The sequence below is a fragment of the uncultured Granulicatella sp. genome (assembly GCF_963528195.1).
Taxonomy (GTDB): domain Bacteria; phylum Bacillota; class Bacilli; order Lactobacillales; family Aerococcaceae; genus Granulicatella.
On sequence record NZ_CAURVN010000005.1, the window covers coordinates 1 to 21,515 of the forward strand.

The window sequence follows — 21,515 nt, forward strand, 5'->3', positions numbered from 1 at the left end:
TCATGGATGAGTAAATAAGCTTTAAACTTTCTGTTTTTCAAAAATCTCCTTAAAATTTGTTTTTTTAACGACTGCCATAATAATGGAAATTGAAGAATGATTACATCGTCTTTTGTTAAAGTAACAGCATTTGAATGATTATTTAAGAAAAAAGGTTGATAGCCTGCTTCTACCATTATTTTTTCAGCATCTAATCTAGCTTTAGATCCTGCATGTTTAGCTTCAGCATAATTTTCTTTTAAATAATAGTTCATGCTACTACATCCCTTTCCTTAATCCTTTTATAATATATTTTTCAAATCTCCATTGAATCGCTCCAACAACTCTCGAAATGAAGACAATATTTTTTGGGAATAATCGATAAGCTCTCATTAAAAATGATGGGCTTGAACTTTTAGCGTATCGATTCAAATATTCCACATATTTCTCTTGATATGGATTTCCCTCGAATATATGATAATCGATAACGTGCATCAAGACTAAATGGAACAAACGACGATGAATGTATGGAAGTAGCTCTACATCACCTTCATATAATTGTTCGACTTTATCACATATTATAAATAAATCTAAATTTTTCAAATTAAATTCTCGATTCATAATACTACCTTGTCGTACACGGTAATAATATCCTATATAATCGATTTTCACCATTCTACGAATCTGTTTTAAGATTCCCATTCCTCCATAAACATCTTCATAAAATAAACCTTCTAAAAATGGAAAATTGAGAATTACTTCTCTTCGAAATAATTTAGCAACTGCATTCAAACGAACAATATTATCTCTACATAAAGAAACTAAAGCTTCTTTAGTATTCCCTTGAAAAATAATTTTTACATTTTCTGGTGAAAGTATTAATATTTCTTTTTGATCATTCGTATACCAACACTCTACAATATCAATATCATCTAAGGTAACCTGTTTTATCAATTGTTCCAACATATCTTCTTTAAGAACATCATCACTGTCTACAAAAGTGATCAATTCGCCTTTAGATTCAGTCATACCACGATTACGAGCGCCACTTAATCCTTTATTTTCTTGATTGATTAAGTGAAAACGAGAATCTTGTTGACAATAGCGCTCACAAATTTCTTTTGAGCCATCTCTTGAACCATCATTGACTAGGATCACTTCTATATCGGTATAAGTTTGATGTTGAATACTATTTAAACATTCTTCCAGATACTCTTCAACATTATAAACAGGTACAATGACACTAATCATAAATAGGCTCCTATTAAATTTTCCATTTTTTTCGAATGTCTAAATATCTTAAATACAGAGGATAATATAAACTAAAAAAATATTTTGATGAATAACTATACCATCTTAATAGTTTACTAGAATTGAAAATATCTGATGATTTCTTAGCTATTTTGGCATATTTATTAATCTCATCAATATATAACTGATAATATGGATGTCCAACTCTTATGTTATACTTTTTAAAATGTCCAATACCGACTAAAAATAACATATTCCCTACATAAGGTAACCAATTATCTTCTCTAAATTCCTCTAATAATTTTTCGCCAACCTTAAAAATATCAAGATTCTTTTCTGAATAGTTCTGATTCATTGTACTAGAAGTATGATATCGATAATAATAACCAATATAGTCAATTTTTCTCATTTTTTGAATATACTTTAAAGAGACGATTCCAGTATAAAAATCTTCATAAATTAAATTTTCTAAAAACGGAACTTTCTCCACTATTTCACGACGATAAAGTTTTGCGACTGGGCTCCAACTTACTCCATGATTAAAACATTCATATAACGCTTCATTTGAATCCAATTCTTTAACATCAATTACTTTTTTTTCTAAATTTAAATATTGAATATCTTCGGTTCTATTACATTCTACAATATCAATTCCATCAGACATATACTTCTTTAATTGTGTCAACAAATCAAACTTTACTATATCGTCACTATCAATAAAAACGATGAATTCTCCTGTAGACTCAGCAACGCCTCTATTTCTTGCAACACTTTGTCCTTGATTTTCTTGATTTATTAAACGAAAACGACTATCTAGTTCACAATATCGTTCACATATTTCTTTTGAACCATCAGTAGATCCATCATTCACTAAAATAACTTCAAAATCTGTGAAAGTTTGCTGCCTTATACTCTCTAGACATTCTTCCAGATAATTTTCTACATTATAAACTGGTACTATTATACTAATCATATTCTTTCTAACATTTCCTTTTAAATTTATTGTATTATCCTACTTATTTAAATACTCAATTTTTTCTTATATGTAATTTATCGTTTAGATGATTCATTACTTTTTTAGCAGCAATCCATCTCTTTTGCAAACTTATATAAATAGGATGAGTAAAAGTTGTATAATATTTTGGAGCAAATAAGTACAGTCTCAATAAACGATATTTCTGGACAACTTCCTTGGATTGCTTTGCTATAAAAGCAGCGTTTTGAATAAAATCTTCATATAAATCAACATACGGACTCTTCGTATTAATCCCATCTTTTAAATAGTGTCCATGACCAAGATAAAACATAAAATAACCAATGTACGGAAGCATATTTTCATCATCTTTAAAAGAATCTATTAACTGATTTCCCACTTTAAAAATATCTAAATCTTTTTCATTAAAGGATTTCGTCATAGTACTATTTGCATGAACACGGTAATAATAACCAATATAATCAATAACTACTATTTTTCGAATATGTTTTAGATAATTAATTCCTGTAAAGACATCTTCATAAATATATCCTTCTAAAAATGGAATCTTTTCAACAATTTCTCTTGTATATAATTTTGTAACGGGACAAAACTTCACTTCTTTAAACTCAATACAATTAAGAATTGCTTCTTTAGCGTTTCCTTCGAATACAATTGTAGAAATCTTATTAAGATAGAACTCTTCTTTATTTCTTGTCATTCTACATTCTACGATATCTACATCCGTCTTCATGTAAGGAAGTAGTACTTCTAACACGTTTTTATTGATAACATCATCACTATCGACAAACATGAGGTATTCGCCAATGGATTCTTTAACCCCACGATTTCTGGCTGCACTTTGACCTTTATTTTCTTGATTAATCAATCTAAAGCGACTATCTGCCTGGCAAAATCGTTCGCAAATCTCTGTTGAGCTGTCCGTTGAACCATCGTTTACTAAGATGACTTCAATATCTGTATAAGTTTGATATTGAATACTTTCTAGACATTCTTCTAGGTATTCTTCCACATTATAAACGGGTACAATTACACTAATCATAAAATAATTTCCTTCTCAATTATTTTTATTCATCTACCTTTACTTCTTTAATGCCATTTTTGAATTTCCAAATTGCATAATAGATTGGGAATACAATTGAATTATAATATTTGGGGCAAAAGTTATAGAGCTTAATCAAACGTGATGCTCTAGCTAACTCTGGATTTTTCTTTGTTAATGTTACATACTCAGCTAATTTTTGATTATAGAATTCTCTATATGGATTCCCTTTTTTTACATAAGCATGATAATGCATCGTAGCCAAATGAACTAAAAAACTACCAACATAAGGAAGAAGGTCTTCTCTATCAGCATATAATTCTATTAATTTATCACAAACAGTAAATATATCTAGATTTTTTGGTGAAAATTCTCGGTGCATTATACTACCTGAACGTACTCGATAATAATATCCTACATAGTCAATTTTAATCATTTTTCGAATATATTTTAACATCCCTATTCCACTATAAACATCTTCATAAAATACACCTTCTATATATGGAACTGCTTCAACAATCTCTCTTCTGTACAGTTTAGTAACTGCATTAACATTTAGAGTATGATTTGGGAAAAACTTAACTGCCTCGTTTGAATCCCCTTCAAAAATAATGGTTGTTGTCTCAATATTTTCATTCAAAAATTCCATTTTCTTTACTGTAAATATACACTCTACAATATCTACATCCTCAGCCATGTATTGCATTAACTTTTCTAAATAGTTTGTTTTAATACTATCATCGCTATCTACAAATACAATATACTCTCCAGTTGATATTTCTACCCCTTTATTTCTTGCAGCACTTAATCCTTGATTTTCTTGATTAATTAAAAGAAAACGACTATCCTCTTGACAATAACGTTCACAAATCTGTTTAGAGTTGTCTGTAGAACCATCATTTACTAATAGTACTTCAATATTGGTGTATGTTTGATTTTGAACACTTTTTAAGCATTCTTCTAAATAATTTTCTACATTATAAACGGGAATAATTACGCTAATCATTTTTTATCCTAACCTTATTTTTTTAATCCAATTTCATTCAAAAGGGTTTTTGTAAAATCTTTTTGAATGGCATTGACTTTATCATTTACTTTTGTTCTTTCTTCAATGTAACTATCTTCAGATTTCATGACACTCTCTAGGAACTCTAATAAATCGTGTGAATCACGAATAACACTCCCAACCATAAGACTCTTAACATCTTCAAATACAAAACCACGTTTGTCTTTATATTCTTCGTAATCATTAATAGTAAATGCTACGGGTCTATTTAATAAATAATAATCTAAAAATACTGAAGAATAATCAGTAATTAATGCGCTAGTAGTCCCTAAAAATGTATATAAAGTCCCATACTGCTCACTAATAATCTCTTCTGTTAATAGATGAATAGTTGAGTGATTCATTTGTACTTGAAGGCGAGATTCTTCTAAAGGATGTAATTTAATATATAGTTGGTAACCATATTTCAATAATAATTGTTCTATTTTTCTAGAATCATCTTCTTCAAGAGAAAATATTAGTGCATCCTGACTATCATGATAATTTTTAGAATTTCGATAAGTTGGCATCCAAATAATTCTCTTATCTTGTTTTTCTTTAAATAATTCATCATTACGAATATTTCCTACTAATAACATTTGTTCATCAGTTGCATTAAAAGCAGCTTTCATAATTGGTGTAAAGAAATCTGAAGATGATACTAATTTTGTAAAAAAGTTATAGTCAACATTCTCTAACCCCTCTTCGAGGTTCCCAATTTTTTTCAAAGGCATTCCATGCCATAAATTCACCACCATCTGATTTGGAGCAGGCTTAATAGGATATTTACCAAATGAATAGAAAAAATATTTTGACGTTAAAAAATAATACAGTCCTCGATAAATCGAAACATACTTCACGTCCTTCTCTTTTTCTAAATGATAAAAATCATTTGACGCACAAATAATGTCATATTCTTCTTGATAGCCATTATCCACTAAATACTGATAAAGAGTTCTAAGATTATCTCTGAAGCCCCAATTGGAATATAAAACAATCCTCTTATTTTTCTTTGGAATAATCATATTCATTTTTGAAGTTATCATTTTGAATTTAAACAAAACTGTTTTTAAATAATGATTCATATCATTTCTCCAAACCTTGCTTATAAATTACTTTCAAGAATTCTCTATTTTCATCAATATTGAACGGTTTTAAGGTTTCCTCTAAAAAGCGATTTTGATCTATAATAGGAGATTTTTCAATATAATTCATCCATTTATCCTTCTTTAAAGGCAAAGCAGTACAAATTTTTTTATTTATTTGCGTTGTTGAATCTATCGTTTCATTCATAATAATATTCACCCCTGAACATTGTGCCTCTACTAATACCATCGGGAAGCCTTCATAAAGTGACGGAAATGCAAAAACATCAAAAGCTGAATAAAATTTATGTACATCATTTCTACGACCTGTAAAAATAACATTCTCTAATTCTTTACTTTGTTCTTCTAACATTAAACGATCCGGACCTTCTCCAACAAATAGAAATGTTACTTGTGGTAAATCCTTTGCAATTTCAATTAAAAATTTTTGATTTTTAAACGGATTTAAAATCCCCACCATTCCAACTACTTTTTGATTGTTAGGAATATGAAACTCTTCACGAATTTCATTTCTATAGTCTGATGAAAATTTAAATTTTTCTATCTGAATAGCATTTGGAATAATTTGAAACGACTGATTTCCAAAAATTTTAGTTCCAGCTAATTGACCACATGAAATACGATGTGTTGCATTTTTTAGCGATAAAAACACTAAAAATCGATTTCGAATGCTTTTTAACCAATGATCAGAAAACTGACTACTATGATTATGATAAATTCTTACAGGAACACCATTTTTTCGTGCATAATAATTATGTATAAAGGCGGTAATAGGATTATGAACATGCAAAATATCAATTGAGTTATTTTTATAAAACTTTTTACATTCTCTTACATATTGGAACATTTTAGTAATCTTCAATTCTGGAAATACGATTCGTTTGATTTGTTTTTCATCTAAATATTGATTAAAAGGAAAATAAGGCTCGCCATTAGATTCCCCAACTATATAGTTAAACTCAGAATCGTCTTCTTGAATGTGGTTTTTTATAAAACTTTGTACCCCACTCATCGTATTTCGTACTCCACCTGTTACATGGAAAACTTGATATTTCATCCCATCACCCTTGATTTAAATCTTTTTTAATTTTAGAAGTGGAAATTTCTTCCGTTCTTGGCAAATAAACAACTTCGACTCCTAAGTCTTCTAAATGATCAAACTTTCCTTTCCAGTCATCTCCTATAACAAATACATCCGCATGATATTTCTCGATATCAGAAACTTTTTGTTTCCAATTTTCCTCTGGTATGACAAGGTCCACATATCTAATTGCCTCTAAAAGAGACTTTCTCTTATCATAGTCAAAATAACAGTCTTTATTTTTCTCTTTTTGATTAAATTCATTCGTAGATAATCCAACAATTAAATAATCTCCTAATGCTTTTGCACGTTTTAATAGATTAATATGACCATAGTGTAGTAAGTCAAATGTCCCATATGTAATAACTCTTCTCATTTCTTCTAATTCACCTCAATCTTATTTGGAAATATTATTTAATAGTTGAAATTTTTTCTACTTCATCTCTCATTTTTTTCTTGTAGATCCATTTTCGAACCTTATTAGGCAATATTCGTACAAAATTGCGAAGAAAAATATTTCTCACCAATTCCAACAAATTTATATCTCCTCTACGATAAAAATCTAACTGCAGAATAAAATCTGTCTTCACATACAATAAGCCGCCTCTTCGTAAATAACTAGAATCATTTGTTTGCATCACTACTAAAGGTTCTTGAATATTATAAAAATCTTTAGTCGGATTATCATGTAATAATCTCATCGTCAAATCGTAGTCTTCTAAATAACGAAATTCCCGATAGTTTCCAGATTTTAAAACGTACTGTTTTTTCATCATACTCGAAGGATTATTAAACGGATTTCGCATTTTTGAATATTGTCGAATTTCTGCACTTGTTTCTGGTACTTTCTTTAACGCGATAAATTCTGTATTCTTTTCTAAAATATTGGAACCAACCATAATCAAATTAGGATTATTCTTAAAAGCGTTTATTTGCTTTTCAAATCGTGTTTCCACACAATAATCATCACTATCGATTCGAGCAATGAAATCCGTTTGACAGCGATTTACTCCAAAACGAGACGTTGGCCCTGAACCTAAATTTTCAGGCAAATGATAAACCGATAAAATAGGAATTTCTTTTTTTAATCTCTCAATTTCTTCATTTAATTCTTCTGTTAATTCCCCATCACAAACTAAAATAATTTCTTTTGGTTTTACAGTCTGTTTATAAGAACTTAATAAACATTTTCTTAAATTTTCAGGAATTTCTTTCTTATAAACAGTTACTAAAACGGAAAACTCCATACCTACACCTCTATCTAATTTCCTATCAACCAATCTGTAATAACAGAACGGTAAGGAACTATATGATACCAGTCTGTTTTATAATAAATCAGTACTAAAAGCATCATCAAATAAACTAAAATAATCCCATAAAACAAAATCCATTTTATTTTTCTTTGTGAAACTTTAGATAACACCATTGGAATATACAATGCTACAAATGGGGAAAAGTAATGCGCAAATCGACCAATAAGACTTGTTTGCAACGTCATAGCTGTTAACACTAGATAAACTAAAAATAACGTTCTAATGGATTCTTCTACCGTTGTTAAGGTTTGCTTATTTAAAATTATCTCTCCAATTATAAAAACGAATACATATAAAATTGTTAGTAATAGAGGAGCCCACTTATTACTATCTAAAAACCAGGATGATTCTAAATAAGAATTATATTGTGGAAAATATTTAATGATAGCAATCGTAATTAATTTTACAAAGGGAAATAAAGCTATAAAACCTAATATAATAGCTGGATAATATTTCAAACTTAGTCTTATTTTTCTAATAAAGATCAATAGAATACAAATAATTCCTGAAGTATGAAATAGTGGCGCTAATAATACAAAAAGAATCCCTCTTATTTTCTTTTCTTCTGTTAAAAAATAAAATCCTAAAAAACCAAAAGCAACTGCTAGTCCTTGGCGAATATTTGATAAAGAATATAAAAACATTCCTAAAGAGCTTAAATAAATAATTAAACTCATATACACATTTTTAGAATACTTATCTAATACATAGAACCATATCCATAATGTTAGGAAAGCAAATATAAAGAGTAATATCGAGTAATTTTCAGTCAAGCTACGAATGAGTTGATTAGTGAAAACATAGCCTAGTTCAAATCTCGATTTAAAGATTTTAGAAAGTTCTGGAAGTTTTAAAGCATTTTGTTCAAAAATTGACACATAAACACTCAAATCTCCTCCTACACTTGATTTTCTTAACCCATCGAAAAGTAAGAAGAACATAAAGGTTGGAAAAATGAGAAAGTTTATCTCTCTTTTTCTCTCTTCAAAATAAAAAGATAAGAACGCTAGCAAGGTAAGGTACATAAACATTAAAATATAGATAATCATTTGAACTCCTTCCCTAGTGTTTCTTATCTCTTCCACTAACTAATATTTGTAATAGTAATAATAATTATTACCTTCTGTTAATTTTAATTTATTCATCACTGTTCCTAATAGTCTAGCTCCAACATTGTCCAATCTTTTTTTAGCTTCTACGATTTGTCTACGTTTGCTTTGTTTAGGATCAACTACTAATAAAGTTGCATCTGCAATTCTCGCCAATACTTGTGCATCAGTAGCTGCTAATAAAGGTGGTGTATCAATAATGACATAATCATAATACTCTACAAATGCTTTAATACTTTGCTCCATCGCCATACTAGCTAACATTTCTGAAGGATTTGGCGGAACAGGCCCTGAAGTTAAAACATCAAATTTTACATCAAGAATATTTAAATGTTGAATAGCCTCTGCACCTGTTTCGCGTAATAAAAACTTACTCAATCCTTCAGTATTCATAACTTCAATAATTTTATGTTGAGTGGGTTTTCTCATATCCGCATCAATTAATAAAACTCTCTTTCCTTGTTGAGCTAATGAAGCTACAAGATTAATACTCACTTCACTCTTTCCTTCATTAGGATTGGAACTCGTCACAACAATTGTTTGAATACTTTGTCCAAAATTTGAAAATTGAATATTACTTCGTAAAGTTCTGAAAGATTCCGATGCAATCGATTTACTATTATGAATGACTTCAATATGCATATTTCTACCTTCTTCCTTTTTTCTCTATTTCAGGAATCATTCCTAAAGTTGGAACACCTGTTAATTCTTCCAAATCTTCAGAAGAATCAATGGAATCACTTAAAATATAACGGAAAAATATCATATTAAAAGCTATAAATGTAAAAGCGATTAAAGATATGAACATATTTTTCCATAAAATTGGATAAACAGGTTTTGAACTTCCTAATGCCTCACTTACTACTTCTAAATCATCCCGACCAAATTTTTCTGCTGTAAATTTTTTATATTGTTTTACATATTGTTGAATATAATTAACAGCCAGCTCTCTATCTGTAGCTCGTATTGTTAAAGTCATCAATTGCGAACCTGAATCATTCGTTAGTTTAACACTCTTAATTTTAGATGATTCTTCAGGAGAAAGTGCTAACGCTTGATTAGTTGCTTCCTTTACAGGCGGTAATGCTGCAATTTCTAAATAGGTTTTTGCCTGTCTTTGAAACAAGTTTAAAGATTCTATTACTTGAGAATCATTTTTTTCCGTACTCATATTTTTCATAATAAGAGTAGATGATACACTATATACTGGTTTAATAGCTACAATGGTATATAATGTAACACAACCTACTCCTAAAATTATAAAACTTATTAAAAAAATAAATTTCGACTTAATAAGACTATAAAATCTTGTCATATTATTAAAAATATCCATTCATTGTTCTCCTCTATTTAATTTTTTACCTAGATCCATCTCCGGTAAAAACAACTTGTACTGTTTTTATCCAAATTAAAATATCTAATTTTAAACTTTCATGTTCTATATAATATTTATCATATTTCAACTTTTCTTTGGGAGATAATTCATACCCACCATTGACTTGTGCCCAACCTGTAATTCCTGGTTTTATCGTTATACGATCATTAAAATCTGGAATCTCTTGTAAAAATTCTTTAATAAATTCAGGTCTTTCTGGACGTGGACCTATAATAGCCATATCGCCTTTAATAATATTCATTAATTGAGGTAATTCATCAATTCGAGTTTTTCGAATAAAATAACCCACTTTTGTAATACGAACATCATTTTTCATAGCCCATTGATGACCATCTTTTTCGGCATCTGAATACATCGATCTTAGTTTATAAATTTTAAATCTTTTTCCGTTTAATCCAACTCTTTCTTGGATGTACAAAGGATTTCCTTTTGTTTCTAATATAATAAATAAAGCACTAATACTACAAATCAACATAACTGGTATTAATAATACTATACTTATAAACAAATCAATCCCTCTTTTTATAATTCTATAAGCACACATAATTTCCTCTTTCATAGTAATCTCACAACTTTTACAATGATTAACATCTCATCGATACTATTCGTAAAATATTTAATTTTATTCTATCATTTGATTCGTAACTATCCGATTAGGATTATCTACAAATAACTCTTTTGCTTTTTTTCGCCCATATGAATGAGAAATAATCTCAAACGCTTCTTTCATATAAGATGGCCTCTTTAATAGATGATGCATATCACTTGCTATACAATGAACTAAATCTCTATCTAAAAAATACTTTGCTCTTTTCTTAAACAACCTATTTTTATCAAAAAACCATTTATATTTTAACACACTTGAACTATTAATTTGAACATAGCAACCCATATTAATCAATTCTTTCAAAAAATTTTCATTATTCTCAAGAGATTGATAACGTTCTACATGAGCAATAACTGGAATAAATCCCAGTCTTAAAACATTTGTTAAACTTGTTTTAATTTCCCAGAATTTTGCATTTTGACTAAACTCTATTAGCACATAAGAGCTTCCATTTATACTGGGAATCATCTTTTTCTCTAATTTATCCATTAATTCACTAGAATAATAAATCTCTGCTCCGTATAAAACGGTTAAATCTGATGCTACTTCTTTAGAAAGTTTTTGAACACTTTTAAAATTCTTTTCTATTGTATCTTCAGATGTTTCAAACATTCCTATTCTACGATGTGAAGTTGCAACAATCGTACGTACACCTTGATTATAAGCATCCATTAAAAGACTTCTACTCTCTTCGATTGTCTGTGGTCCGTCATCGACTCCAAAAATAATATGCGAATGAATATCGATCAAATTATCTCCCCCTAAGATTTCCTTCATCCCTTCTTATATAAATTGTAAACTTTTTATCAACTTTTATCATATAGAAATTACTTATCTATCATAGAATGTCAGTAAAACAGTTTTCAAAGAAACGTATTTATTTCTGATTCTTACAAATCTATTTTTAAGCATAAAATTGCTTCTTCAAATGTTCATTATAGAACAAAAAAAGTAAGAATAATACTCTAAACACTCAAAAATATGCTTTATTTGTTAATTTTTTAATAAAAATAAAACATTTTCCCTCTTCTGCAGGAATAATTCTTTTTATTCATTTTTATCATCTTATTACAATAAAAAAAGACCTCTCTGACATCGTTATCTACTACATCAGAGAAGTCCATTCCTATTTATTCTATTAAATTAAGGATAAATAAGTTGCCACTACATTTTCTACAGTAAATCCATATTCTTTCATAACAGTATTTCCGTTACCAGATGCCCCGAATTTATCAATCGTTACTAATTCACCATCGAATCCTACATAACGATGCCATCCTAAGCTTGCACCCATTTCAATTGCAACACGTTTGCGAACTGAACTTGGTAATACTGCTTCTTGATATTCTTTTGATTGTTCTTCAAAACGATTCATCGCTGGCATTGACACAACTGAAACATCATGTCCTGTTTCTCGTAAAACTTTTTGAGCTTCTACTGCTAAATTCACTTCAGAACCAGTTGCGATAAGAATTCCTTCTGGAACTTCCCCTTCTTGTGGACTCACAACATATGCCCCTTTATCAACTCCATCAAAAGCTAATTCCAATGAATGTTCTAATACTGGAAGATTTTGTCTTGATAAGACTAATAAAGATGGTCTAGTAGTATCTTCTAAAGCTGTTTTCCATGCTGCAGCTACTTCATTTCCATCTGCTGGTCTAAAGACATTTGTATTTGGAGTTGCACGGAATCCTGCTAATTGCTCAATTGGTTCATGAGTTGGACCATCTTCCCCAACAGCAATAGAATCATGCGTATAAACATAAATGGTAGGTAATTTAGATAATGCAGCTACACGCATAGCTGGTTTCACATAATCTGCAAATACAAAGAATGTACCAATATATCCTCTTGTACCACCATGTAATAAAATACCATTTAGTGCTGCACCCATTGAAAATTCACGTACACCAAACCAAATATTACGTCCAGCATAATTTCCTACTTCAAAATCAGTATCTGCTTTATTCATTGTGTTATTTGAAGAAGATAAATCAGCTGAGCCACCCCAGAATGATGGAATATGTTTTCCTAATTCTTGAATAACTTCTTGGCTTGTGACACGAGAAGCTTTTGCTGGACTATTAAATTCATATTTTGGTAAAATTTCTTTCCAATCCACTTCAACTTTTCCAGAAAAAGCTTCTTCGAATTGTTTCGCTAATTCAGGATATTCTTTACGATATGCCTCAAACAACTCTTGCCATTCTTGATAATCCGTTTCTCCAGTTTGAACTAATAATTTATCAAATCTACGAGCTACTTCTTCTGGAACTGCAAAAGGTGCATACTCCCAGCCATAATTTTGCTTCATAATTTTGATACCCTCTTCTCCTAAAGGAGCACCATGAACTTTATTTGTTCCTTGGTTTGGAGCACCATATCCAATAATCGTTTTCACTTCAATTAAAGTCGGTTTTTCAGTTTCACCTTGCGCTTCCTCAATAGCTTCTGCAATTTCATCTAAATCATTACCGTCTTCAACACGAATATAATTCCAACCTTGGGCGATAAATCGATCTTTTACACTTTCATTGAATGATTTTGATAATTCACCATCTAATGTAATATCGTTTGAATCATATAATACAATTAATTTATTTAATTTTAAAGTACCTGCTAATGAAGTTGCTTCATAAGAAATACCTTCCATTAAATCTCCATCCCCACACATCACATAAGTATGGTGATCTACAATTGGAAATCCTGGACGATTATAAGTTGCAGCAAGATGCGCTTCAGCCATTGCCATTCCTACACCATTCGCAAATCCTTGACCTAAAGGTCCAGTTGTTGCTTCTACTCCATGTGTATGACCCACTTCTGGGTGACCTGGAGTTTTACTATTAAATTGACGGAAATTTTTAACATCTTCAATTGAAACTTGATAGCCAGATAAATGTAATAATGAATATAAGAGCGCTGAACCATGTCCACCTGATAAAACAAATCGATCACGATCGACCCATTTAGATTGTTTTGGATTTACTTTTAAATATTTTGACCACAATACATAAGCCATTGGAGCAGCACCAATTGGTAACCCTGGATGTCCAGAATTTGCGGCTTGAATGGCATCCACACTCATAGTACGAATCGTATCTACTGCTAACTGATCTACTTTATCAAACATATTAACACTCCTATTCAAATGATTATTTTATTAATTCACTATTTTAATTAAAAACTATTCTTCGTTACGATTATGTAATCCTTTTTCTCTTTGAATTTGTTTCAATTTTTCAGGAGTTACATCGTTTCCTTCTTCATCAACAATTTTTAACCCTTCAATATGATTTCTCATTCCTCCACGGAATGATTCTAAATATTCTTGACGTAATAACAATTGTTCATCTTGTTCAACTTGAGTTAATCCAACTGTTTTTTTCTTACGAGCTAATTCATTTATTCTTTCGATCTTTTTAGGATCTAACATATAAGACTTCCTTTCTAAAATTCTGTAATTACTCTCTTATCATACCATTATTTGCATAAAAAGAAAACATTCTATCATACGAACATTTGTTTGATTTAGTAATCAATTTGTGCTATGATTACGTAAAAGAAATAGAGAAGGTGATACAATGTCAAATGGAAAAGATTCAAAACAAATCGATGTTTTACGTTTTATATATGAAGAAGTTAAAGAACATGGTTATCCACCAACTGTTCGAGAAATTTGTAATGCTGTTGGACTTTCTTCAACATCGACTGTACACGGACACCTTTCTCGTTTAGAAAAAAATGGATATATTCAACGAGACCCTAGTAAACCTAGAGCGATTGAATTAACACAATTTGGACTAAAAACAATTGGCGCTACTGCCACTGCTATTCCTATGTTGGGAACCGTTACTGCAGGTGCTCCTATTTTAGCAATTGAAGAGGCAAATGGATTCTTCCCTATCCCACCAGATTTGCAACAAGATGCAGAAGATTTATTCATGTTAACCATTAAAGGAGACAGTATGATTAACGCTGGTATTTTTGATGGTGATTCTGTTATTGTTCGAAAACAATCCACTGCTTCTAATGGTGAAATTGTGATTGCAATGACCGAAGAAGATACTGCTACATGTAAGAGATTTTATAGAGAATCTGATCACATCCGCTTAGAACCAGAAAATGATCAATTAGATCCAATCATCTTACCTAATGTAACAATATTAGGAAAAGTAGTCAGCCTTTATCGTAATCGAATTTTTTAATAATCTATCAATGATAAACTCTTTGTTTTTGAAACGAAGAGTTTTTTTAATTTTAAAAAAGACTTTCCATAGCAGTATAAGCATGAGACTCTCTTTTGCGAGGCTGCTACCGTCCTTCGCTATTATAGAAAAGTCAGCTCCCAAAACGATCTCTCATATTTATCCATCAAAATAGAAAAGACCTTTCATAGTAGTAAGCGCAAAAGTTGCCACCATCCTTTACGACTTTTACTATAAGAAACTACTCTCAATACGCTCTCTCATAATTATCCGTCAAAATAGAAAAGACCTTTCATAGTAGTAAGCGCAAAAGTTGCCAGATTGGCAACTTTTGCTAGGAAATTTCGAGACCTTAGGCTCGAAATTTAGGCATGAGACTCGCTTAGCGAGTCTGCTGCCGTCCTTTACTACTATATAGAAAGGTCTATTTCAAATATTAAAATGTTTTTTGGACCTTCAACATATTTGTTGAACCTGTTTCTCCAATTTTTAGACCTGCAGTAAGAATTAATAATTCTCCTTTTTCAGCAAATCCTTTTTCTAATACGATATCATTTGCAAGCTTGAACATTTCATCTGTTGAAGCTGGTTTTTCAATTACGTAAGGTTGAACACCCCATACTAATGCTAAACTACGTTGTTGACGTTCAGAGAATGTCACAGCCATAATATTCGCACTTGGACGATATTTAGAAATCATTTTTGGAGTATGTCCTGATTGAGTTGCTGCAACGATTGTTTTAATTTCTAAGTTTTTAGCTGTATGAGCTACTGAACGAGCAATCGCTTCAGCTACATCTGTTGCATCATAGGCTTTTAGTTTGAATTTATCCTGTCCACGTAATTCACGTTCAGTACGTACACAAATGCTTGCCATTGTTTTAACAGCTTCTACTGGGTAGTCCCCTGCTGCTGATTCACCAGATAACATTACAGCATCTGTACCATCAAAGATAGCGTTCGCTACGTCCCCTGCTTCCGCACGAGTTGGACGTGGGTTACGTTGCATTGAATCTAACATTTGTGTAGCTGTGATTACTGGTTTACCACAAGCATTACATTTCTTAATTAAAGCTTTTTGAACGATTGGAACTTCCTCTGCAGGAATTTCAACACCCATGTCTCCACGAGCAACCATTAAACCATCAGATAAAGCTAAGATTTCATCAATGTTGTCAATACCTTCTTGGTTTTCAATTTTTGGAATGATTTGAATATGAGTTGCATTGTGTTCTTCTAATAAATCTCTGATTTCTTGAACGTCAGATGCACGACGAACAAAACTTGCTGCGATATAGTCAATATCATTTTCAATACCGAAGATGATATCTGCTCTATCTTTTTCAGTGATTCCTGGTAATTTAGTGCTTACGCCTGGAACGTTAACACCTTTTTTGTTTTTAACAACACCACTGTTATTTACTACTGTTACGATTTCACCATTTGCATGGTCAATTTCAGTAACTGTTAAACCTACTAAACCATCATCGATTAAGATAGTAGATCCAACTTGAACATCATCGATTAATTCTGGATAAGTAATAGAAATTTTTTCTTTAGTTCCTAAAACTTGAGTCATTGAAATACGTAATACATCACCAGTGAAGAATTCTAAAGCTCCACCTTCCATATCATGTGTACGAATTTCTGGTCCTTTTGTATCTAATAAGATAGCAATCATTCTACCAGTTTCTTGACGTACTTTTTTGATGTTATTAATACGTGCTAAATGTTCTTCATGGTCACCATGAGAGAAGTTTAAACGTGATACGTTCATTCCTGCTTCTGCTAATGCTGTTAATTTTTCAATTGATTCACTTGCTGGTCCAATTGTACATACAATTTTAGTTTTTTTCATAAAAAATAACTCCTTAATTAAAATGAAATTTCTTTATTTAATTGATATAATTCTAAGTTTGGTACATGTTTTCCATTTGCTAATGTTTCTACGATGTCATTATAAACAACTTCTTCGCCACGAACACCAACGCAAACTCCACCAACGCCTTCTTTTAATAGGTCGATAGCTTTTGCACCTAAACGACTTGCTAATACACGGTCACGAGCAGTTGGTGAACCACCACGTTGAACGTGTCCTAATACTGTTACACGAGTATGGAAATCATCATCATATTCCCATAATTTCTTAGCAAATTCCTCACCACTCATTACTCCTTCAGCTAAAAGAATAATTGTGTGTTTTTTACCATTTAAACGACCACGTTTTAATTCTTTTGCAACTTCAGCAATGTCAAATTTTTGCTCAGGGATTAAAATTTGTTCTGCTCCACTTCCGATACCAGTCCATAAAGCAATATCCCCTGCATTACGTCCCATTACTTCAACAATAAATGTACGAACGTGACTTGTTGCAGTATCTCTTAAACGGTCTACTGAATCCAATACAGTATTAATCGCTGTATCAAAACCAATTGTATAATCTGTACCTGGAATATCATTATCGATTGTTCCTGGAACACCAATCGTTGGGAATCCTAATTTTGTTAAAGCTACAGCACCTTGGTAACTTCCATCTCCACCAATAACAACTAAACCTTCGATACCGAATTTTTTCAATTGTTCGATTCCTTTTTCTTGACCTTCACGATGAGCAAATTCAGGATAACGTGCAGAATATAAGAAAGTACCTCCACGACCAATCATATCTCCTACATCAGAAGCTTCCATTTTACGGATGTCTCCTGCTACTAATCCTGCAAATCCATAGTTAATTCCATAGACTTCAAATCCTTCATAAATTCCTTTACGAACGATGGCACGAACTGCAGCATTCATACCTGGTGCATCTCCACCACTTGTTAAAACAGCAATACGTTTCAAGCTATTCACCTCTTAAATTTTTTTTGGAACTCATCCAATTCTTTTCTCATTTTAACACTTTTCTACAGAAATGTCTTTTGTTTTCATTAATGAAAAGGTTTTTATTTTATAATTTTTACATTTTCTTCTCCGACAATGTTAGAAAAGGCTTTTAAAGTCTCAGCATCGACAACTATTCCAGAGTTAAAATTCATTTTTAGAACCTGATCTTTACTCTCGATATATAAAAGAACCGTTGTATCCCCTGGATTATTAATGATAACATTTCTAATTTGATCAAATACTTCTTTATTTTGTAAATTTTCTGTGATTTTTATATAGCACTTTATAGAAGCCGCTTGTGCTAATCCTTCTACTTCAAACAAACTTAATACTTGTTGAACTTGTACTTGCCACTTAGATTGCAAATTTTTTCTTGTTTTTCCTTTTAGTAAAACTAATTCATTTTCTTCTAACATTGAAAATACTATAGGATATACTTCGGAAAAGACAACAAATTCCATTTCACCCGTTTCATCCTGAATCGTCCCAAATGCCATAGGTTCACCTTTTTTTGTACGAGTCTTACGAATATTTTTGAGTAAACCTAATACGGAAACTGGTTTTGATTCATAAATATTAGAAATTTTTTCAGCTTTCTGTTCTTTATATAAAATTTCATAAGGTTCTGTTGGAAAAGCAGAAACTGGAAATCCTAATACAGCAATTTCTCGTTCAATTTTTTCAATAATATTACTATCTTCTTCTTCAAAATATTTCGGATACATCTCTTCATTTAATTCTAAAGAAAGATTACTTCCATGAAATTTCACACTTTCAATCACGGCATCAATAGTTGCTCGTAATGTCGCTCGATTTTTTCCTAATTCATCAAAAGCTCCTGCATCAATTAAAGCCTCTAAGGCTTCTTTTTTACAAAATCTTTTACCAATTCTAAATGCAAAATCCATAAAGTCAATAAATGGACCATTTTTTTTACGTAGAATAAGAATTTCTTGAATGAAATCTCTTCTTAACCCTTTAATGGCATTTAATCCAATAAAAATTCCATCTATTGTTGCAGTATAATCGCCTACACTTGTATTAATCGATGGATTTTTAATCGAAATTCCCCTTTGTTTTGCTTCTATAAAATAAGTTTGTAATTTTGGAGAACGATCTCCGACAAATCTTAAAATAGCTGTATAAAATGCACGTGGATAATGCGCTTTAAAATATGCTAATTGGTACGCTAATAACGAATACGCAAATGCATGCGAACGGTTAAACCCATAATTCGCAAATCTCTCGATATATTGATACACTTCTGTCGCACTAGCTACATCAATCCCTTTTCCGATTGCTCCTTCAATAAAATGAGCTTTTTCTGTTTCAATCACTTTGGCATCTTTTTTCCCAATAGCTCGTCTTAAAATATCTGCTTGTCCCAATGTAAATCCTGCCATTTGAGAAGTTACTTGCATAACTTGTTCTTGATAGACCATGACACCATATGTCGATTGAAGAATTGACTCTAAAATTGGATGAGGATATTTTACAACTTCTTGTCCATGCTTGCGTTTAATAAAGGTGTCAATTTGCTCCATAGGACCAGGTCGGTATAAAGCATTCACAGCAGCAATATCTTCTAAATTTGTTGGTCGAAGTTTTTTCAGCACTCGACGAATCCCATCTGATTCAAATTGGAATATTCCATTTGTATCAGCCATTTGGAATAATTCGAGACTCTTCTCGTCATCTAATGGAATTTCATTTAAAATAATTTCATGTTGATAAATTAATTTTGTTAATTCAATTGAATCATGTAAAATCGATAAATTCGTTAAACCTAAAAAGTCCATTTTTAACAATCCAATTTGTTCGACATACTTCATTGTATATTGCGTTATTGGCATTTGTTGGTCTTTATAGATTAAAGGAATGACATCCGTTAACGGTTTATCATATAATACTACACCAGCAGCATGGGTTGATAGATGTCGAGGTAATCCTTCAATTCGACAAGCTGTCTCAAATATCAATTGATTTTTTGGACTTCTCGAAACTAATGTTTGTAATTTTTTTGACTGTTCATAAGCTGTTTTCAGATTAATCCCTAGTTGATTTGGAATAGCTTTAGACCATTCTCCCGCTTGAACTGTTGTTAGCCCTAACACACGGCATACATCTCTCAATGCTTGTTTACTTCCAAAAGTTCCAAACGTCGCAATTTGTGCAACATGAATTTCCCCATATTTTCTTCGAACATATTCTAGGATAGCTTCTCTTCGATTATCCGGAAAATCTAAATCGATATCCGGCATTGTATATCGTTCTGGATTTAAGAAACGTTCAAATAATAATTGATACTCAATTGGATCAACTTTAGTGATATTCAATAAATAAGATACTAATGAGCCCGCCGCCGAACCACGTCCAGGACCTGTTTGAATGCCTGCTTCATGAGCATATTTCATAATATCCCATACAATTAGGAAATAATCGTCAAATCCCATTTGATGAATAATGGACAATTCATAATTTAGTCGAGATTGATACTCATCTTTTACTAATTCTTTGTCTTTTAAAGATTGCTGACAAATTTCTTGTAAATATTCCTGACTTGATTTACCTTCTGGTGTTTGAAATTTTGGAAGTAATAATTCATTCTTTGGAAGTTCCCATTTAATAGAATCAACAAACGCTTGTAATTGACGAACTAATTTTCCGTTTAATATAGTTGACCATTGTTGCGTTAATGTCTTCTCATCTTGTAAATAGTATTGTCCACTCACTTCTGCTTGAGTCGTACTTAGTGTTTCACCATCTCCAATAGCTTTTAATACTCGATAACTAAAATCATCCTCAGCTTTTAAATAGAAAGTTTTAACAAAAGGAAGAAGTTTCATCGAAAAATCTTGTCCCCATACTTCTAATTCTTCTAGAGGAATTGGTAAAATTTGGTTTGATTCAGTACCAAGATGAATATTTGGAAAATAACGCTCTTCAGCTTCGAACAACCAACGTTGAAAAGCTACTTCTCCATTCGAACATTCCAATGCCCATTCACTATTTTCTTGTGGGAATACTATTTGTATATGCTCGGAAGATTCTTTTATGATTTTTTCCATATCTTTTGAAACAAATTTTGTTTGTTGATATTGAGTTGATAATTCGATTAATGATTGATAACCTATTTCATCTTTTGCATAAACAATCATTGGAGATAAAACTTCTGCATTTCTCCATTGCTTATATTGGAATACACAACCAATAATGGGTTCAATATTTTGATTACGGCATAAATTATAAAATTCAATTGCCCCATGTAAGACACCTTCATCAGTTAAGGCTAATTTTTGATACCCTAATGACTTAGCAGTCATTACATATTTATATAAATCAATGGTACTTCTCAGTAAGCTATAGCCACTAGTAACTTGTAAAATCGTAAATGTCATAATGAATCCTTTCTATCATTTCTTCTCATTCATTATAACGGCTGAATAGAATTTTGTACAAATATTGTGATGTTGTTTTTTAAACAATTTGATTCATGCA

18 protein-coding genes and 2 pseudogenes are annotated in these 21,515 nt (G+C 31.1%); 1 reads left to right on the forward strand and 19 read right to left on the reverse strand.

Features of this window, described 5'->3' with window-relative positions; all coding sequences use genetic code 11:
• From RWR88_RS02510 to RWR88_RS02585, 16 genes and pseudogenes are all read right to left on the reverse strand, one after another.
• Positions 1-254 (reverse strand): annotated as a pseudogene (locus RWR88_RS02510) (galactofuranosyltransferase); the annotation flags it as partial.
• A 4-nt stretch (positions 255-258) separates the two neighbouring features.
• Complete coding sequence (locus tag RWR88_RS02515) at positions 259-1,230, reverse strand: glycosyltransferase (RefSeq protein ID WP_314450519.1); 972 nt, start codon at positions 1,228-1,230, stop codon at positions 259-261.
• Positions 1,231-1,243: 13 nt separating this feature from the next.
• Positions 1,244-2,203, reverse strand: a complete 960-nt coding sequence (locus tag RWR88_RS02520; protein WP_314450521.1) for a glycosyltransferase family 2 protein — start codon at positions 2,201-2,203, stop codon at positions 1,244-1,246.
• A 55-nt stretch (positions 2,204-2,258) separates the two neighbouring features.
• Positions 2,259-3,266 (reverse strand): glycosyltransferase family 2 protein, encoded by a 1,008-nt coding sequence (locus tag RWR88_RS02525; RefSeq protein WP_314450523.1) that lies wholly within the window; start codon positions 3,264-3,266, stop codon positions 2,259-2,261.
• Between the two features lie 25 nt (positions 3,267-3,291).
• On the reverse strand, positions 3,292-4,272 hold the full coding sequence (locus tag RWR88_RS02530) for a glycosyltransferase family 2 protein (RefSeq protein WP_314450525.1): 981 nt from the start codon (positions 4,270-4,272) through the stop codon (positions 3,292-3,294).
• Between the two features lie 14 nt (positions 4,273-4,286).
• Positions 4,287-5,396 carry a CDP-glycerol glycerophosphotransferase family protein gene (locus RWR88_RS02535; RefSeq protein WP_314450527.1) on the reverse strand — a complete coding sequence of 370 codons (1,110 nt, stop codon included), beginning with the start codon at positions 5,394-5,396 and terminating at the stop codon, positions 4,287-4,289.
• Position 5,397: 1 nt separating this feature from the next.
• On the reverse strand, positions 5,398-6,474 hold the full coding sequence (locus tag RWR88_RS02540) for a glycosyltransferase (protein ID WP_314450529.1): 1,077 nt from the start codon (positions 6,472-6,474) through the stop codon (positions 5,398-5,400).
• 4 nt (positions 6,475-6,478) lie between these two features.
• Positions 6,479-6,874, reverse strand: coding sequence for a glycerol-3-phosphate cytidylyltransferase (gene tagD / locus RWR88_RS02545; RefSeq protein WP_314450530.1), 396 nt, complete (start codon positions 6,872-6,874; stop codon positions 6,479-6,481).
• Between the two features lie 34 nt (positions 6,875-6,908).
• The gene (locus tag RWR88_RS02550) at positions 6,909-7,745 is read right to left on the reverse strand and encodes a glycosyltransferase (protein ID WP_314450532.1); all 837 of its coding nucleotides are present in this window, start codon (positions 7,743-7,745) and stop codon (positions 6,909-6,911) included.
• Positions 7,746-7,759: 14 nt separating this feature from the next.
• Complete coding sequence (locus RWR88_RS02555; protein WP_314450534.1) at positions 7,760-8,860, reverse strand: EpsG family protein; 1,101 nt, start codon at positions 8,858-8,860, stop codon at positions 7,760-7,762.
• 39 nt (positions 8,861-8,899) lie between these two features.
• The gene (locus RWR88_RS02560) at positions 8,900-9,562 is read right to left on the reverse strand and encodes a CpsD/CapB family tyrosine-protein kinase (protein ID WP_006702855.1); all 663 of its coding nucleotides are present in this window, start codon (positions 9,560-9,562) and stop codon (positions 8,900-8,902) included.
• Positions 9,563-9,566: 4 nt separating this feature from the next.
• Entirely contained in the window at positions 9,567-10,253 is a 687-nt protein-coding gene (locus tag RWR88_RS02565; protein WP_314348616.1) for a chain-length determining protein, read from the reverse strand.
• A 25-nt stretch (positions 10,254-10,278) separates the two neighbouring features.
• The gene (locus RWR88_RS02570) at positions 10,279-10,875 is read right to left on the reverse strand and encodes a sugar transferase (protein WP_314450536.1); all 597 of its coding nucleotides are present in this window, start codon (positions 10,873-10,875) and stop codon (positions 10,279-10,281) included.
• Between the two features lie 63 nt (positions 10,876-10,938).
• Entirely contained in the window at positions 10,939-11,673 is a 735-nt protein-coding gene (locus RWR88_RS02575; RefSeq protein ID WP_314450538.1) for a CpsB/CapC family capsule biosynthesis tyrosine phosphatase, read from the reverse strand.
• A 388-nt stretch (positions 11,674-12,061) separates the two neighbouring features.
• On the reverse strand, positions 12,062-14,059 hold the full coding sequence (gene tkt, locus RWR88_RS02580; RefSeq protein ID WP_314450540.1) for a transketolase: 1,998 nt from the start codon (positions 14,057-14,059) through the stop codon (positions 12,062-12,064).
• A 54-nt stretch (positions 14,060-14,113) separates the two neighbouring features.
• Positions 14,114-14,362, reverse strand: coding sequence for a DUF896 family protein (locus tag RWR88_RS02585; protein ID WP_314348612.1), 249 nt, complete (start codon positions 14,360-14,362; stop codon positions 14,114-14,116).
• Between the two features lie 148 nt (positions 14,363-14,510).
• Here RWR88_RS02585 and lexA point away from each other — a divergent pair, with 148 nt between their 5' ends.
• Positions 14,511-15,134 (forward strand): transcriptional repressor LexA, encoded by a 624-nt coding sequence (lexA, locus tag RWR88_RS02590; protein WP_314348611.1) that lies wholly within the window; start codon positions 14,511-14,513, stop codon positions 15,132-15,134.
• Positions 15,135-15,582: 448 nt separating this feature from the next.
• On the opposite strand, the pseudogene pyk reads toward lexA, so the two are convergent.
• The 3 genes and pseudogenes from pyk to RWR88_RS02605 form a co-directional block, all read right to left on the reverse strand.
• Positions 15,583-16,992: pseudogene (pyk, locus tag RWR88_RS02595) on the reverse strand (pyruvate kinase); the annotation flags it as partial.
• Positions 16,993-17,009: 17 nt separating this feature from the next.
• Positions 17,010-17,975, reverse strand: a complete 966-nt coding sequence (pfkA, locus tag RWR88_RS02600; protein WP_314348610.1) for a 6-phosphofructokinase — start codon at positions 17,973-17,975, stop codon at positions 17,010-17,012.
• 101 nt (positions 17,976-18,076) lie between these two features.
• On the reverse strand, positions 18,077-21,415 hold the full coding sequence (locus RWR88_RS02605) for a DNA polymerase III subunit alpha (RefSeq protein WP_314450542.1): 3,339 nt from the start codon (positions 21,413-21,415) through the stop codon (positions 18,077-18,079).
• Positions 21,416-21,515: the final 100 nt, after the last annotated feature.